We start from the raw sequence: 16,846 nt of genomic DNA on the forward strand, positions 1-16,846 counted from the left end.
CTAGACATCTGATTCAGGTAAGGTAGCTGTAATTTGTGCTACATGATCTGAATTGACTTCAGGCAGCTTCTCAGTAAGAGGCAAGATTACGGTAACTTCAGTTCCACTACCTAGCTCACTTTCCATTTCGAGCTTACCGTGGTGAAGTTCCACGATTTGTTGTGAGATGGCTAGACCTAAGCCCGTTCCTCCGTTCAACGCATCCACTTGAAAGAAACGGTCTTTAACCCTGGAGATATGTGCTTCACTAATCCCAATGCCGCTATCACGAACTATGATAGCAGTCTCTGTATTGGAAAGTCTCTTCGCAGACAATTCTATACTGGAGTCCTCATGGGAAAACTTCACAGCATTGTCTACCAGATTTAAGAATACTTGTTTTAGACGGTTGGCATCCCCTTTAACAAAGATCCCTTCCTCACATTCAAGAAGCAAGTGAATCCGTTTCTTCTCTGCCTTGGCCCATATATTTAGTATGGTCTCCTGAAGTAATACTTTCACATCAACAATCCCAATGGACAGCTTCATCTGGTTCTGCTGCAGCTTTGAAAAGTCTAAAATCTCCTCTACCAGACCAATCAAGCGTTCGCTTTCTTTGGAAATGATGCTGACTCCAAGCTTCGTCTCCTCCGGATCATAGCCTCCAGAGACCAAGGTTTCACTCCAACCCTTAATACTAGTAAGGGGCGTCCGAAGCTCATGTGAAATGGACGAGATGAAATCATCTTTAATCTGATTGCTGCGCACAATTTCCTGAGCCATATAATTCAGCGTGGAAGCCAAGTCACCAATCTCAAATTTGTAATTCCCCTTAATCCGCACATTAAATCTACCCTTAGCCATCTGGGCTGAAACCGCCGTAATGTTATTGAGCGGCTTTACAATTGAATTGGCAAGTCCGATGCTGAACACGATAACAACAGCCATAACAGCCGCACCTATACCAATGGACAGTAATGTAAGATTAAGCAAGTCGTTGTTAATACCTTCGAGTGAAGTAAGATATCTTAGAATATACGTATCACGTCCGTGAATTTGCACCGTTTTAGACACAGCCATAACACTCTCGTTAGTACCGCTCTGGCGCCCTACCCAGCGCCCGATACTCCCGCCCACTGCTTCAGGGACATCACTAGTTGTAATCGTACGGTCTGGCTGAAAACCAGTCGAACTGGTGATCATATCCCCAGTCAAGGTTAATACTTCTAGCTCAGTATTGTTCAACTCAAATCTTTCCAGCAGCTTTTGCAGCTGGGTCGAGTTGTTATCGCCCTCTAGCTCGTATTTATGAAAAAACGACTCTGCAGTGGTAATATGATTTTTCATCTTGCTATATACACTGTCATAATAATACGTTCTGATGGCAAGCAGGAAGATAACTTCTACTAGGAGAAGCGCCAAAAAAACTACAAGAATGTAGTGTAGAACAATTTGTCTGCGCATCCCCTTCTTAATCATTGTACTTGGCCTTTCCATCTATATCCGTGTCCCCATACCGTTTGCAAAAATTCTGGCTCTGACGGATTATTCTCTATCTTTTGACGCAGACGACGAATATTCACATCCACAATCTTAGGATCTCCCATATACTCCTTGCCCCACACATGATCCAGCAGAAGATCGCGGCTGAGCGGCGTATTTTCTTTTTCGAGAAAGAATTGGATCAATGAAAACTCCGTGGGTGTCAGTTCAATCGCTTCATTATCACGTTTAAAATGTTTGGAAATAAGATCCAAGGTAAATGGTCCTGAAACGAAAGAAACTTTCGCTGACTGTTCACGATGAACGTTTACTCGGCGCAGCAATGATTGAATTCGAGCAATCAGTTCTGTCGGGCTGAATGGCTTGCTAACATGGTCATCTGCTCCTACAGATAATGCATATACCTTATCTTGCTCTTGAACCTTGGCTGTCAGAAAAATAATCCCCAAACGTTCATTGGTTTCTCTTACCCGCCTACATACTTCAAATCCATCAATACCCGGAACCATTACATCCAATAGAGCAATATCAATATCAGGGATCGTGGTTAACTTGTGAAGGGCTTCATGCCCGTCCGCAGCCTCTATCACTTCAAACCCATTACGCTTCAAGTTAATGACAATAAAACTACGAATGGACTCCTCATCTTCCAGTATCAGTACTTTACTCATCTATTCCCTTCCTTTCTATAGGGGAAGCAATTTTATTACTTCCTTCTTTTCTTGTACTTTGTTCTAACTTACCGCGGTAGGCGATGACCTTGTCTGCATCACGTGCAAGCAGATCCCAACCGTCATTCTTTACGCGATCCCATTCTGAAGGAGAGAAGAAGGAAACCTCAGCAACCGTCTCACCGGTATCTGACATGATGAACTTAAGGTTCTCATCCAGAACCGATTTCGTATCCACTGTCACCTTCCCATGCCATTCCGGTGAAAAATTAATATTGAATCGATCCGATGGATCATGATATAGCTGGGTTGCAAAGGTCAGACCTTCTTTTCCATCCCATTTATAATAAGTGGTAAAGTATGGAGTTTCAGCTGGATCGAAATACTCCCATCCTTTAGGTGCCTCAAGCAATCCAATTTCAATAATGCCATCATGATCAATATCTTCGCTTGCAATCCGACGATCTTTAAAAGTTCGCGCATCGCCTGGTAATACGACGCGCAGCTTGTTATTCTCCATAACGACAATTGAGGTATACGCAGATTGGGAATCCACCGCAGCATCCAATACGATTCCTTCTTTATCCTCTGAGATTTTTCCTGCAACAATATTGTAATAATTATTAAAATAAGGGTCGATATTCTCAAGCTTATCGAGTACCTTAAAGCCATCATTGTATTGATAGACCGAAATGGTTGCAAATTCATTTCTTTTAAAGTAAACAACGGTGATGTCTTCAATTCCATCCCCATTAATATCCTCAATCATATATTTTGTATAAGGATGTGAAAGTACTTCTTCTAATGATCCGCTGGAATAGCTATAAACGACAAGACCTTTTTCTTCACCTTGTGAATAGCCGGTAACAATTTCAAGCTTCCCATCACCCGTCATATCCTTCAAATCAACCGACTCCAGTACAGATCCGTCGCCATCGAATACAAGTTTTTTGACCCAAGTGTCGCCCTGTTTCTCCAGTATCATCCCGTGAATTATTACGGCTTCTCCAGGCGTCTTATAGAACACTAGCGTCTCCATAACTCCATCCTTATTGAGATCCTCAGTAAAGATGGTACTATCATCGTCATTGGTCGGACGAATCAACGTGGAACCTGCTGGCTTAAGTGAATTAATAGCAGCCATAAGCGTTGCTTTGTCAGCAGACAATTGTGGGGATTTCATCTTAGAAACAGGATCACTGATGAAAGTACAACCCGACAGTACGGATAACGTCAGCGTTGCGGCTACAAAGCACCTAAGACTTCTCATATTCAACTTCATCACTCTTTTCCTTATCCGTGTCCTATATTTAAAGATTTGCACGCTCTTGGAACGTTAATCTGCGCCCCTTTATATCATGCTTAATTCTGCCATCTTCTAGTACCCATAGACGTGTAGCAAAACGTTCCGCTAATTCAATCGGTAACACCGTTACAACCGTAAGCCCGGTTTCTTTACAGAGCTTCCGCAATGTTTCCAAGACACTCTCCGCAGATTTAGGATCTAATCCCGTAACCGGTTCATCCGCTAAAATCACTTTGGCACCGTGAGTCAACGCTCTAGCAATCGCTACACGCTGCCTTTCTCCGCCGCTGAGTTGACTTGTCTTCATCTTCGCCTTATCCAGGAGTCCAAGGGCATCCAATTCATCCATTGCACCCATATAATCATCTGAACGCACCATCCCAGTGACCATTCGCCATAACGGCGTTTGCGCGGACTGGCCGATCAGTACATTTTTCAACGCAGTACGGTTAGGATTGAGCTCTGCATTCTGCTCCAGGTATGCCCATTCGCGGCGGATTTTTCTTTTACCTGTAAAGGCACTCGCCATTATATCTGTACCGTCCACTCTAAAATTCCCTCTATCCCACTTCTCACGCAGCGCTAAACAGCGCAGTAAAGTGGTCTTACCGCTACCGCTAGCTCCAAGTATTGCTACGAACTCACCCGGTTCTAATTGAAACCCTATATCCTGTAGAACTGGGTTCTTATCTTCCCCAACTGCCTTTGCTAAGTGTTCAACTGTGATCATAGTTCAGCCTCTCCCTGTCTTTATCTATAATCTATAGTGTACTCTGAAAGCCAGATGAATTTCCATGCGAGCACTCGTTCTTATCTTACCTCAAATTTTTTGCCGTGGCGAGAAAAATAACCCCAACAATCCGAAGGCGATATATAAAGCGCCCATTAAGCCGAAAATCCCCCCGCCCCAGCCGACTTGCATGAGCAAACCGCCGATACCTGGACCTATAATACTGCCTATACTAAAATGAAAAGAAGCAACCACATTTGCAGCAGGCAGTAAATGTCGTGGTAAAATATCCGCAGCCAGACTAAGCCCTAACGAGAAAAAGGAACCTACAAGTCCACCTGCAATCATCAACAGCACCATCGTCACTTTGAAATGGTCACCTGCTAATGGCAATAATGCGAAGGCAATTCCACCTCCAATCCCAGTAAGAATCAACACCTTCTTCCGACCAAATCGGTCACTCCACAGTCCTAACGGGAATTGTAACAACAGTCCCCCTATGCCCGCAAAAGGCAATAAGGCTGCAATTTGATCCGTGCTGTATCCGATCCGGAGGCCATACACTGGAAAATTACTGTTTAAGCTTGCTTCCATGAAACCGTAAAGGAGTGCAGGAATTAAAGCGAACCATGCTAAACTGTAACAACGTCCAAACCGGCGTACCTGACTTTCTCCACTATCAACTTTATCTGGTCGTGAATCTGGAAGCATTGTAATGGCAAGTATTAGGACCAGCAAAAAAAGAAAAGCTAGAACAATAAAAGGTGTTGCCTGACCAAAGCGCAGCAGACTGATTCCAAGTGGCCCCAAGCTAAACCCCAGACCATAGGACATCCCATACAGGGAAAGATTTCGTCCGCGATGCTCGGCAGGCGTCATTAGCAGCACCCACAGCTGGGCGGCATAATTGATAGCTGCATCACCAACACCAACAAGTAGACGTAACACAAACCATATTTTGATTCCAGGAAAAAAGGGGAATAAGAGCAAGCTTACTAAGACTAAGCTTATCCCGCCAGCAATCAGTTTTTTGAATCCAATCGCTCCGAGAACTCTTTCAGCAATCAAGGTCATTCCGAATGATCCTATGTATAAAGCAGCTGCATTTAGTCCGTTAAGCGAAGAGGAAACTCCTTTCTGCTCCAATAGAATGGATAATACGGGAAGCAGCATTCCTTGGCTGAGTCCAGCCGCTATAGTAGCGGTAATAAGAATCATGAAATTCATTTTGCTGTTACTTCGAATAGATAATCTTGGCCGGTCTGACACAGATGATATCCCCCTATGATTAATAACGCTAATTTGTTCTAACGCCAATTGGCAAACACCGAACATTATAGTGGACAACCCTCTTCAAAACAAGAGATAATATGAAGATGTTACGGATTTCCTGGGGGTGCATGAGACATGGAGTACGAATTAAAGATCGACGTATCGCCGGTTTATGAACTGCTGGACAGTTTTATGTTATATGTAACTAGAAAATGGATCTCCAATTTGGACATTGGTCCCCACTGGATAAGTGATGTGGAAGATCGCATTTCTTCTCATAAGGTAACAGCTTTAATGCAGGCCGCCGAATGGCCTTTTACGGATTATGATGTGCTATATGCCTGGGTATACATTCGAGGACCCGCAACGTCAGTTCAGCATTTCTTAGATGATCTGGATTCAGCCTCCATAGAAGAATGTTATCAGCAGATCGCTCCGCTCATTCAGGAGTTTACGATTGAAGATGCTTTTCGGATCCGGAGCAGCTATAGTCCACTCTTGCGTCTCTGGTACGAGCAATACTTCCGCCATGTGGAGCACAAAATATTACCGCTATTAATTGAAGATGCTTCTGAGAAAAAAATGCTTGAAAGCAAAATGGACCCCATTTCTCTAATTGAATACGCATCTGGCGGTGTAGTTTTCGAGGAAATCACGGATCTTAAAACAATTGTATTACTACCAACTGTTCATAATCGTCCGATTAACACCTACTGCTTCTACAAAACCATGGTAATCGTACAGTATCCTGTAGATGTACCTTTAGAAGACGAAAACGAACCACCCATGGTGCTTTTGCGCATGACCAAGGCACTTTCCGACCCCACCAGACTTCGATTGCTACGCTATGTCGCACATGAACCCAAGTCGTTGTGGGAGATGCAATCTGATCTTAATCAATCCAGAGAAATGCTGATGCATCACCTTATGATTCTACGAGTAGCCGGCCTACTCCGCATCCATCTTAGGGGTGAACAAGATGAACGTTTCAGTATTCGCCCTGACGGCGCATCAGAGCTTCAGATGTTTCTAGAGTCTTATATTTACCTATAGAACACGATACAGATACAGATCCAAGGAGTGAGAGATATGAAATACACGACACAACAGGTGATTTTTGATTTAGATGATACACTGGTCCACTGCAACAAATATTTCGATCTGATTTTAGGGCAATATTTTGAGCTGATGACCGATTGGTTTAATGAATTTGGCCCAAGTACCAGTGAATTACGTAACAAACAAATAGAAATTGACGTGCACACGGTCAACACAAGTGGTCTGGCCAGCGATAATTTCCCTAAATCCCTAATCGCTACCTACCGCTATTTCTGCGCCAAATATAATCGTCCGACGGACCGTTTTCAAGAGCAACAGTTACATAAGCTTGGATTAAGCGTCTATGATCAAGAAATCGAAGCTTACCCTGGTATGGTTGAAACGCTGGATACTCTGAAGCAGGATGGTCACCATTTATTCCTGTATACAGGTGGAGACGATACGATCCAACAACGTAAAATTGAACAAATGAAGCTGGATGCTTACTTTGATGACCGGATCTATATTCGTCAACATAAAAATGTTGAGGCGCTTGAGAATATTTTGACTACACAAGGCTTTGACCGTAAACGTACTTGGATGATTGGTAACTCGCTACGCACAGATGTACTTCCGGCAGTAACTGCAGGCATTAACAGTATCTATCTGAAACAACAGAATGAATGGAGTTACAATCTTATAGAACTAGAGCAAGAGATGCAGCAAGCTGTGAAGACGATTTCCTCCATCCATGAGGTTCCTCCTGTTATTCGTACTGCTACTCTGCAGAAACTCTAGGTGTAACGTAACCTCAGACATTGTTACAAATGACATATCTTCTCTTCCTTTGGGATGATTATACTATTTTTGTACCATTCCCATAGGAGGTAGGAGATGAGATATGAATAAGAAAGTGAAGTCCAACCATTCTCGAACTAACAAAACAATGCTTCCCATGCTCTTAGGCGTAATTGTTGTAATCCTTATTGCTGTTATTGTCTTCATTCTAAATGACAAGACGGACAGTACAGAGGGACTACCTAACTACACCGATGTGAAGGGGAGCATTGTTGTTGATGGGCTCAAATATGAAAAGCAACCTCATCTTGGAAGCCCTGATGCCAAAATCAAAGTCATCGAATTCGCAGATTTCAAATGTCCTGCCTGCAAAAATTGGACGGAGAAATATCTGGATACATTTGTTAAGGACTACGTGGATACCGGCAAAGTTGAGCTCTTCTTCATGAACTTTGCCTTTTTGGATCGAGATTCCTATCTTGCTGCAAGTGCAGGCGAAGCCATTTATAAGCAAAGCAACGAGAAGTTCTGGGAATATCTTCATAAGCTCTACGCCAATCAAGGAGATGAGAGCAAAATATGGGCCACACAGAAGTTCATTCTAAATTTCGTCAAAAATAACATCGAAGGTATTGATTACACACAATTCGAGACCGATCTCAAGAATCACACCTACATGTTCGACGTCAAAGAAGATTTCAAGATCGCGGGATCATACGGCGTCAACGGAACACCTAAATTCATGGTAAACGGTGCCTTGCTTCCTGACTCCTCCTATGAAGGGTTAACTGCAGCGATTGAAGCGCAGCTGGCTAAATCCGCTGAATAATTATAAAGCGTTATTAAAAAGGTGTCTCTGCCATGTATCCATCATGGCTAGAGACACCTTTTTACCGTACACACATTCGTTCCGATCGGCTATGATTCTATTGCTAATTGGCCCGTATCCATATTTTGAAGCACTAGCTTGCCTTCCAGAGGTGTACCGTCTTCGCTGGTAAGCTTTAGCTTGCCTGTCCGACCTTTCTCAATCAACGCCTTCACTTGCGCATCCGTGAGTGTACGACCATGATTCTCTTTCCAGATCACGAATTTGCAGCCTTCCTTGTAATGAGAGCAGCCGTAGCCTTTTTTACCCATAAAAATCATTCCACCACAGCCGGGACGCGGACAGCTTCCGATGACCTTAGGACCTGAATTGGCGGATTCCTCTTCACTACTTGCCTTACGCTTTCGCGGTGCTGCAGGTTTGTCGGTGGTTTTACGAGATGTATTTCCAGCACTTCGCCCTTTAGCACTTGTATTGACAGAAGGCGTCTCCCCTTCAAATGAGGTTTTGGACGCCCGAGATTGTACTCGTACTTTATCTACAATCATGCAGGCGAATCTTTTTACATTCTCCATAAACTGCCCGTCCGAAGCCGTTCCTCTCGATATTTCGTTCAAACGACGTTCCCATTGTCCGGTCATTTCCGGTGAAGTCAACAGCTCAATACCCGCTCCACGAATCAGCTCAATGGCTGTTCGTCCTTTTTGTGTAATGGCAATTTTTTTGCCCTGCATTTCGATGTATCCGACATTTTTCAGCCTTTCTATCGTTGCTGCGCGAGTAGCCGGAGTTCCAAGCCCTGAATCCTTCATAGCATCGCGAAGCTCTTCATCCTCAATCTGCTTTCCGGCACTTTCCATCGCTCGAAGCAGCGTACCCTCTGTGTAATGCTTGGGTGGCTGGGTATCTTTCTCTTTAACAATAGCTTCACTACAAACCACTTCTTCAGCCGGAGCAATAGAAAATGGTTCATTCACTTCGATCTCTTCGTCCTCTTCCTCATCCTTGTTCTTACCCTTGGAAGACTTCGCTTTATCCTTCTTCTGGTCCGCGTAAATGACCTTCCAGCCGAGGCTTAATAATTCCTTAACTGTAGTTTTGAACTTTTCCTTTTCTACCTCGGTCATCACCGTATGCACTTTATACTCCGCTGCCGGATAGAACTGAGACAAAAAGCGCCGAACAATCAGATCATACAGCTTTCCCTCATCTGCACTAAGTCCTGATGCTTTACGATATGTAGGTAAAATCGCGTGGTGATCCTCAACCTTCGAGGGGTTGCAGATGAATTTATTCCCTTTATGAACCAGATTACGGTTCGCACCCTTCACCCATTCATCATAAGCCGTCCCTTGCAGCGCAGATAACGTCTTATGCATCTCAGGAATATTCTGTTCGGTAACATAGTTGGAGTTCGTCCGCGGGTAAGAGATCACCTTATGCTTTTCATATAACGCTTGAGCGATATCGAGCGTCTTTTTCGCGGAAAAAGCGTACTTTCCATTCGCCTCCCGCTGCAGCAGCGTTAAATCGTACAGCTTATTGGGATACTCTTTCGTTTCCTTAACCTCGTAAGACTCAATCCGGCCCGGTTTTCCTTTGACCTTAGCAGCCAGCGCCTCCGCCTTATCCCCGTCGGTCAGCCGATCTCCCTGCCACATGCCTTTATAGGTCATTTCATTCTGAGTAAAATGTCCTTCCACCTCAAAAAACTTAAGGGAAGAGAACGCCTCAATGGTCTTCTGACGGTCGTAAATCAACGCGAGCACGGGAGTTTGAACTCTGCCCACGGACAGCAGCACATTATGTTTTGTAGTAAAGGCACGTGATCCATTCATTCCTATGAGCCAATCGGCTTCACTGCGTGCCTTTGCAGCTTTGGTTAAATTCTCGTACTCCGATCCATCCTTCAGCTCCTGAAATCCTTTGCGAATGGTTTCTGGCGTCAAATCCGAGATCCATAGCCGCTTCACAGGATGCTCCAGCTTCAAATGCCGTTGAATGAGTGAAAAGATATGCTGCCCTTCTCGCCCGGCATCGCATGAATTCACTAGAAGATCACTACGTTTCGCAAGATCTCCAATGACCTTGAGCTGGTCGATTGTCCGCGCATTAGGAACCAGTTTGAACTGGTCTGGAATAATGGGCAGATCATTAATGTTCCACTTTTTGTATTTAACATCATAAGCATCCGGCTCGGCCAAACCGATTAAATGCCCTATAGCCCATGTAATAATGTACTGCTCCCCTTCAAGATAGGAACGGTAATTTTTGGCCTTTGGTTCTATTGCGGCGGCGATATTCCGCCCCATATCCGGTTTCTCCGCAATAATGAGTGTCTTCAAAAACAATCGCTCCTTACCTTTTCGTTCTTAAGTCCAAAATGCGTCCAGTATTCTATTATAACATTAACCTCGGATTTTTTTAATGGATTGGTTAGTAGGCATTGGAAAAATTCAGACTTCCCTTAGTCTTTTCTATGAATTAGAATAGTTTGGTAAACGAGTTTTATATATCGGAGGAATCAAAGCGTGTCTGAAAACAACAAATTTACAGAACCTTATACGGACAGAGACGGTCACTATCTGAAAGCAGAATGTGAGCGCTGCTTCGGTTTGTGCTGTTCCGCACTACCTTTTTCAGCTTCAGTGGATTTTGCTATGGATAAAGCAGCTGGTCAGCCGTGCCAAAACCTACAATCGGACTTTCGCTGTGGTGTACATACAGATTTAAGAGCGCTTGGATTTCGTGGTTGTACTGTATATGACTGTTTTGGGGCTGGGCAAAAGCTCTCTCAGGTCACTTATACTGGTGAGGACTGGCGGAAGAATCCAAAAACTGCGAAGCAAATGTTCGAGGTATTTCCGGCCATGTGGCATTTGCACGAATTGCTATGGTACTTAAATGAATCATTGAACTTAGTTATAACCCATTCAATACATGTTGAGCTGCAAACAGCACTCGATGAGACGGAACAACTAACTTCACTTAACCCTGATTCTCTACAGAAGGTGAATGTTGACGCTCATCGAGCAAAGATTAATCTGTTGCTGCTGCAAGTCAGTGAACTTGTCCGTACTGAGGCTCGTCGTAAACTAAAAAAAGCATCGAGAACTTTCAGCCGTGGCGCTGACCTTGTCGGCGCAAATCTTAAAAATGCAGATCTCAGGGGCGCCAACCTGAGGGGAGCCTATTTGATTGCCGCTGACCTTAAAGGTGCTGATCTTAGAGATGCAGATCTTATTGGTGCAGATTTCCGTGACACTGACCTTAGGGGCGCAGATCTATCAGAGAGTATTTTTCTAACTCAGGGGCAGATTAATGCGGCGAAAGGCGATGATCTCACTAAATTACCGCCAGCACTCACCCGCCCTGAACATTGGCTTTCGATATGAGTTGTAGAAATTATACCTGCTGCGAAAAGAATTCTTGGATACGAGAAAGGGCTTCGATCATTTCTAAGACCTCTTTACCCGCAGAGGCTCTTTCTAGATACTCCACCCTACCTTGTGCAGCTTCTTTACCGACCACAAGCGTTACGGGTATACCAATCAAGCTTGAATCCTTAAATTTAACGCCAGCACGTTCATCCCTATCATCCAGCAGCGTCTCAATACCGAGTTTAGTAAGCTGAAAATACAGCTCCTCTGCAACTGCCAGTTGCTCCGAGTCCTTTATGGATATCATCAAAATATGAACCTGATAAGGTGCTAATGCAACTGGCCACATTATTCCTTGATCATCATGATTCTGTTCTACTATCGCGGACAATAGCCGTGAGATCCCAATTCCATAACACCCCATGATCATAGGCTGACTCTTGCCAGAACGGTCTAAAAAGGTAGCTCTAAGCTTCTCACTGTATCTGGTTCCTAGTTTAAATACATGCCCAACTTCTATTCCTTGTTGGAAATGCAGAACACCATTCTCGCAGTGTGGACAAGCTTCTCCTTCTGCTACATTACGAAAATCCCCCACATGTTCAAGCCCAAAATCTCTTCCAGGTACAACATTTCGGAAATGGTAATCTTTTTCTCCCGCCCCCGTCGTCCCTTGAATCATTTCTGTTACTACTGCATCAACGAGTACAGTTATTTGCAGTCCCACAGGCCCTACAAACCCACTCTCTACTCCCGTTAAGGATTTCACAGCATCATAGTCAGCAAGTGCAATCTCCGCCGCACCGATATATTTACTTACTTTTATCTCATTGACTTCATGATCTCCTCGAACCACTACAGCAAAGAATTGTCCGTTTCCTTCATAGATCAATGTTTTCATAATCTGCTCGGGCTGGATCTCCAGCTCCTGCTCTAATTGATTTATAGTGCGGATATCTGGGGTGTGGAATTTCTCTATTTCGGGTAATTCAAAGTTTAATGCTTTCTTTATAGGCTGTACGGCTTCTGCCTGCTCCAGATTGGCCGCATAATCGCAAGAGGAACATACTGCAATCGTATCCTCCCCGATATTAGCCAGTGCCATAAATTCATGGCTGCCCCCTTCTCCGCCAATCGCACCAGAATCTGCAAGAACTGCTCTAAACTTCAGTCCACAGCGAGTAAATAATCGGTGATATGCATCGAACATTTGGAGGTATGATTTATCGAGTCCTTCTGTGCTGATGTCAAAAGAGTACGCATCCTTCATCAAGAACTCTCTTCCTCTTAGCAATCCAGAACGTGGTCGCCGTTCATCTCGAAACTTAGTCTGAATTTGATAAACGGTAACAGGAAGCTTACGATAGGAGCTAATCTCATTCCGCACAAGTGAGGTTACTACTTCTTCATGCGTTGGACCGAGAATGAATTCCCGCTCATGGCGATCCTTAAAAGTCATCAATTCCTTCCCATAAACATCATAACGTTCTGATTCCTTCCAAAGTTCTGCAGGCTGCATGGATGGCATTAAAATCTCCTGGGTTCCGGAATGATCCATCTCTTCCCTTACAATCGCTTCTATCTTCCGCAGAACCCGCCGACCAAGTGGTAAATAGGTATACACTCCAGCAGCTAATTGGCGGATATATCCTGCACGCAGCAGTAACTGATGACTAATGGTCTCCGCCTCCGAAGGCACCTCACGCAGTGTTGTTAATAATAAATTGCTCTGTCGCATCTTAATACCCTCCCCATAAATTATCTCTTTAAATGCAAAAAGACACATTCGTCAGGGACGAATGTGTCGTGATACCACCCTTATTCAACTGCCAGCTCAACATACAATTCTTTTGAATATGGCAATTCTCAAATCGGATAACGGTCGATTCCGGCAGCGGGTAAGAAAATACTACCGCTACAGCTACCAAGGCAGGATACCATTCACACGTGTTCGAGGAACCTTTCACCCGGTGGGTTCCCTCTCTGTTCTAACGCTTTTTGAATCGTAGATCCTTGGTCAATGCTTTTATCATTTAAATATTGTATTAAATCCTAATTCCTAAACAAGAACAGTTGAACCCATCAAGTATTTATCCACTTCACGCGCAGCTTCGCGTCCTTCATTGATGGCCCAAACGACCAAGCTTTGACCACGGCGCATATCGCCAGCAGCAAATACTTTATCTATGTTCGTATTGAATTTACCATAACGTGCTTTCACATTGGAACGACGATCTGTTTCAAGATCAAGCTGTTGAATAATATCTTGTTCAGGACCATCAAAACCAATGGCAATCAGAGCGAGTTGAGCAGGATATACAGCTTCAGTGCCTGGAACAGGTTGATAGATCTTACGACCTGTCTCATCCACGATCCGGCGGATCTGTACGGTGTGAAGCTCTTTCAAGTTGCCCTCTTCATCCCCAACAAATTTAGTAGTCATGATAGAAAATTCACGCGGATCATCTCCAAAAATGGCTTTAGCTTCTTCTTGCGCGTAATCCAGGCTGTATACATTCGGGAATTGAGGCCATGGATTAGCAATCGGATCACGCTGAAGAGGTGCTTTTTCATGTGTACCAAATTGAGTGATGCTGCTGCAGCCATGACGAAGTGCTGTAGCAACACAGTCAGAACCAGTATCACCGCCACCCAAGACGATCACGTCTTTACCTTCTGCAGATACATAGTTGCCATCTTCAAGATTGGAATTTAGATAGCTCTTAATTGTACCATTTAAATAATCCATGGCGTACATAACACCCTTAAGCTCACTGCCTTCAACGTTAAACCGACGTGCCTTTGTAGCCCCACCACACAGAACAACCGCATCATACTCATCCACTAGCTGTTGAGCAGGAATATCCTTACCAATCTCTGTATTCACCACAAAATTAATGCCCTCTGCAGCTAATAAATCTACACGACGTTGTACAACTCTCTTATCGAGTTTCATAGTGGGAATGCCATATGTCAGCAGTCCGCCGATGCGGTCACTGCGTTCAAATACAGTTACAGTATGTCCAGCCTTATTTAGTTGAGCTGCTGCTGCTAGTCCAGCAGGTCCAGAACCTACGATTGCAATCTTTTTGCCTGTACGTTTCTCTGGAGGATTAGGTACAACCCAGCCTTCTTCAAAGCCCTTATCAATAATAGCTAGCTCAATGGTCTTAATGGTCACCGGCTGTCCAATTAGACCCACTGTGCAAGAGCCTTCGCAAGGGGCAGGACAAATGCTTCCAGTAAACTCAGGGAAATTATTCGTCTTATGCAGACGTTCCAGTGCTTCTTTCCAGAGTCCGCGGTACACCAAATTATTCCACTCGGGAATTAGATTATGAACTGGACAACCCGAGGTTCCACCAGCCATATCAATTCCTGTATGACAATAAGGCGTTCCGCAATCCATGCAGCGCGCTCCTTGTGTCTGAAGCTCGTCCTCGGATAAATGATGGTGGAACTCCTCCCAGTCTTTTACCCGCTGTTCAGGATCCCGATCACCTGGGAGCTGCCGTTTATACTCCATAAAACCTGTAGGTGTAGACATGTTTACGTTTCCCCCATCCGTTCTCTTCGTGTTGAAGTATAGTACATTGTAGCATATTGCGGCTTCTTATGGTTGTGAGCAGCGCAATGAAGTACCTGCACATTCTATACCTGTAGATTATCATTTCTAATTTTAATTATAGTAGCACTCATTACTTTTGCACAGTAATGGATTAATCTACTGATTTTTTGTACTATTTCACATGTTATGTCAGAGAAAACGTTTTATTGCTATTCCGTACGTTCATAAACAAGAAAACGGTAATCATACGGATTCTTTTCATCACGAATTCCCTTCTTATTTGAAACCTCTTTCCACAGACTCCAGTCAATATCAGGAAACCGGGTATTCCCTTCAAAATCCTGTTCAATTTGTGTTAACATCAGCTTGTCAGCATATGGCAACATCAGCTTATAAATTTCCGCACCGCCGATCACCATCAGCTCATCGCCTTTTCTACCCTCGCTGAGAGCTTCCTCAAGCGTGTGTACAACCTCTGCACCTTCAGGAGAATAACCAGTATCTCTAGTCATAATTAAGCTTGTTCTGCCCTTTAGAGGCTTCCCTCCGAGTGAATCCCACGTTTTGCGGCCCATAAGCATTCTCTTCCCCAGTGTTTCCGCTTTGAAATAAGCGAAATCCAGCGGTAAATGCCAAGGCATATCATTATCTTTACCAATGACATGATTGGTGCCCATAGCCCATATAAAAGTAATACTCATAAAACACACCCCTCTCTACATTCATTTACAAATCCTGTTTTATAAACATGAGGTTAGACTGCGATCGGCGCTTTTATCGAAGGATGCGGGTTGTACCCTTCAATGATAAGGTCTTCCAGCTCGATATCAAAAAGTGATTTCTGATTTGAATGAATGACCAATGTAGGCAATGGTCTTAAGTCTCTTGATAATTGCTCTTTTACTTGATCAACATGGTTTGAATAGATATGTGCATCACTAATGCTATATACAAACTCACCTACTTCTAGACCACACTCATGTGCTATTAAATGTGTAAGTAATGAGTAAGACGGGATATTGAAGTTAGCGCCAAGAAAAGAATCAGCGCTGCGCTGCAGCAAGTGACAGCTTAATTTACCATTGGCAACATAGAACTGGAACATAACGTGGCAAGGGGGTAACGCTGCTTTACTTCCTTTTGCCCCAGCATTTATAACATCTTCCGGGTTCCATGCGCTTACAATTAAACGACGAGAATCAGGATTTGTTTTGATCTGATGAATTACATCTTGTAATTGGTCAATGGATTCACCCGTAGAAGATGTCCAATTTCGCCACTGCTTACCATAAACATTCCCTAGGTCACCATGCTTCGCTGCGAACGCATCATCTTCTAAGACACGATCACAAAATGCTTTCATCTCTGCTTGATAAACTTGATTGAATTCTTCATCAATTAAACAACGATTCCCGAAATCCGTCATATCTGGACCTGCATATTCGTCTGATTCAACCCATCTTTTGAAAGCCCATTCATCCCAAATATGATTATTATTTTTCAATAAATAACGGATGTTTGTGTCGCCTTTAATAAACCATAATAATTCACTTGCGATTAAACGGAACGGTGTCCGTTTTGTTGTAAATAATGGGAAGCCTTTGGATAAATCAAATCGCATTTGATAACCAAATACACTAATTGTACCTGTTCCGGTACGATCTTCTTTTTTTACACCATGATCTAAAATATATTGTAAAAAATTCAAATAGGTTTGTTCTAACTCATTATTCAATTTACTGCACCTCCGTAATATTTCACCTCATATATTA

Annotated in this window: 14 protein-coding genes; 4 read left to right on the forward strand and 10 right to left on the reverse strand. The window is 43.6% G+C overall.

Annotation, left to right across the window (positions count from 1 at the left end; all coding sequences use genetic code 11):
* The 5 genes from ACN6KS_RS16225 to ACN6KS_RS16245 form a co-directional block, all read right to left on the reverse strand.
* Complete coding sequence (locus ACN6KS_RS16225; RefSeq protein WP_094877440.1) at positions 1–1,458, reverse strand: sensor histidine kinase; 1,458 nt, start codon at positions 1,456–1,458, stop codon at positions 1–3.
* The gene (locus ACN6KS_RS16230) at positions 1,455–2,153 is read right to left on the reverse strand and encodes a response regulator transcription factor (RefSeq protein WP_042128265.1); all 699 of its coding nucleotides are present in this window, start codon (positions 2,151–2,153) and stop codon (positions 1,455–1,457) included. The genes ACN6KS_RS16225 and ACN6KS_RS16230 overlap by 4 nt, the downstream gene beginning before the upstream one ends.
* Positions 2,146–3,423: a hypothetical protein gene (locus tag ACN6KS_RS16235; RefSeq protein WP_094872983.1), complete on the reverse strand. Its 1,278-nt coding sequence runs from the start codon at positions 3,421–3,423 to the stop codon at positions 2,146–2,148. The genes ACN6KS_RS16230 and ACN6KS_RS16235 overlap by 8 nt, the downstream gene beginning before the upstream one ends.
* Before the next feature lie 40 nt (positions 3,424–3,463).
* Positions 3,464–4,189, reverse strand: a complete 726-nt coding sequence (locus ACN6KS_RS16240; protein ID WP_060623387.1) for a phosphonate ABC transporter ATP-binding protein — start codon at positions 4,187–4,189, stop codon at positions 3,464–3,466.
* Between the two features lie 90 nt (positions 4,190–4,279).
* The gene (locus ACN6KS_RS16245; RefSeq protein WP_094872984.1) at positions 4,280–5,434 is read right to left on the reverse strand and encodes an MFS transporter; all 1,155 of its coding nucleotides are present in this window, start codon (positions 5,432–5,434) and stop codon (positions 4,280–4,282) included.
* Between the two features lie 162 nt (positions 5,435–5,596).
* Here ACN6KS_RS16245 and ACN6KS_RS16250 point away from each other — a divergent pair, with 162 nt between their 5' ends.
* The 3 genes from ACN6KS_RS16250 to ACN6KS_RS16260 all read left to right on the forward strand — a co-directional run bounded on the left by ACN6KS_RS16250 (position 5,597) and on the right by ACN6KS_RS16260 (position 8,126).
* The gene (locus tag ACN6KS_RS16250; RefSeq protein WP_280787556.1) at positions 5,597–6,514 is read left to right on the forward strand and encodes an ArsR/SmtB family transcription factor; all 918 of its coding nucleotides are present in this window, start codon (positions 5,597–5,599) and stop codon (positions 6,512–6,514) included.
* Between the two features lie 36 nt (positions 6,515–6,550).
* Positions 6,551–7,297 (forward strand): HAD family hydrolase, encoded by a 747-nt coding sequence (locus ACN6KS_RS16255; RefSeq protein WP_094872914.1) that lies wholly within the window; start codon positions 6,551–6,553, stop codon positions 7,295–7,297.
* Between the two features lie 103 nt (positions 7,298–7,400).
* On the forward strand, positions 7,401–8,126 hold the full coding sequence (locus ACN6KS_RS16260; protein WP_094872916.1) for a DsbA family protein: 726 nt from the start codon (positions 7,401–7,403) through the stop codon (positions 8,124–8,126).
* An 89-nt stretch (positions 8,127–8,215) separates the two neighbouring features.
* On the opposite strand, the gene ACN6KS_RS16265 is transcribed toward ACN6KS_RS16260, so the two are convergent.
* The gene (locus ACN6KS_RS16265) at positions 8,216–10,471 is read right to left on the reverse strand and encodes a DNA topoisomerase 3 (protein WP_440960051.1); all 2,256 of its coding nucleotides are present in this window, start codon (positions 10,469–10,471) and stop codon (positions 8,216–8,218) included.
* Positions 10,472–10,657: 186 nt separating this feature from the next.
* Between ACN6KS_RS16265 and ACN6KS_RS16270 the strand changes: the two genes are divergently transcribed.
* Entirely contained in the window at positions 10,658–11,521 is an 864-nt protein-coding gene (locus ACN6KS_RS16270) for a pentapeptide repeat-containing protein (RefSeq protein WP_256990548.1), read from the forward strand.
* A gap of 10 nt (positions 11,522–11,531) precedes the next feature.
* Here the strand turns inward: ACN6KS_RS16270 and ACN6KS_RS16275 are convergent, their stop codons facing one another.
* From ACN6KS_RS16275 to ACN6KS_RS16290, 4 genes are all read right to left on the reverse strand, one after another.
* Positions 11,532–13,244, reverse strand: a complete 1,713-nt coding sequence (locus tag ACN6KS_RS16275; RefSeq protein WP_440960052.1) for a proline--tRNA ligase — start codon at positions 13,242–13,244, stop codon at positions 11,532–11,534.
* Positions 13,245–13,565: 321 nt separating this feature from the next.
* Positions 13,566–15,053 carry a glutamate synthase subunit beta gene (locus tag ACN6KS_RS16280; RefSeq protein ID WP_094872922.1) on the reverse strand — a complete coding sequence of 496 codons (1,488 nt, stop codon included), beginning with the start codon at positions 15,051–15,053 and terminating at the stop codon, positions 13,566–13,568.
* 230 nt (positions 15,054–15,283) lie between these two features.
* Entirely contained in the window at positions 15,284–15,775 is a 492-nt protein-coding gene (locus ACN6KS_RS16285; RefSeq protein ID WP_440960053.1) for a dihydrofolate reductase, read from the reverse strand.
* 53 nt (positions 15,776–15,828) lie between these two features.
* Positions 15,829–16,809 carry a thymidylate synthase gene (locus ACN6KS_RS16290; protein WP_094872926.1) on the reverse strand — a complete coding sequence of 327 codons (981 nt, stop codon included), beginning with the start codon at positions 16,807–16,809 and terminating at the stop codon, positions 15,829–15,831.
* Between the last annotated feature and the right edge of the window lie 37 nt (positions 16,810–16,846).

It is taken from the genome of Paenibacillus nitricinens, from assembly GCF_052056485.1.
Taxonomy (GTDB): Bacteria; Bacillota; Bacilli; order Paenibacillales; family Paenibacillaceae; genus Paenibacillus_AQ; species Paenibacillus_AQ nitricinens.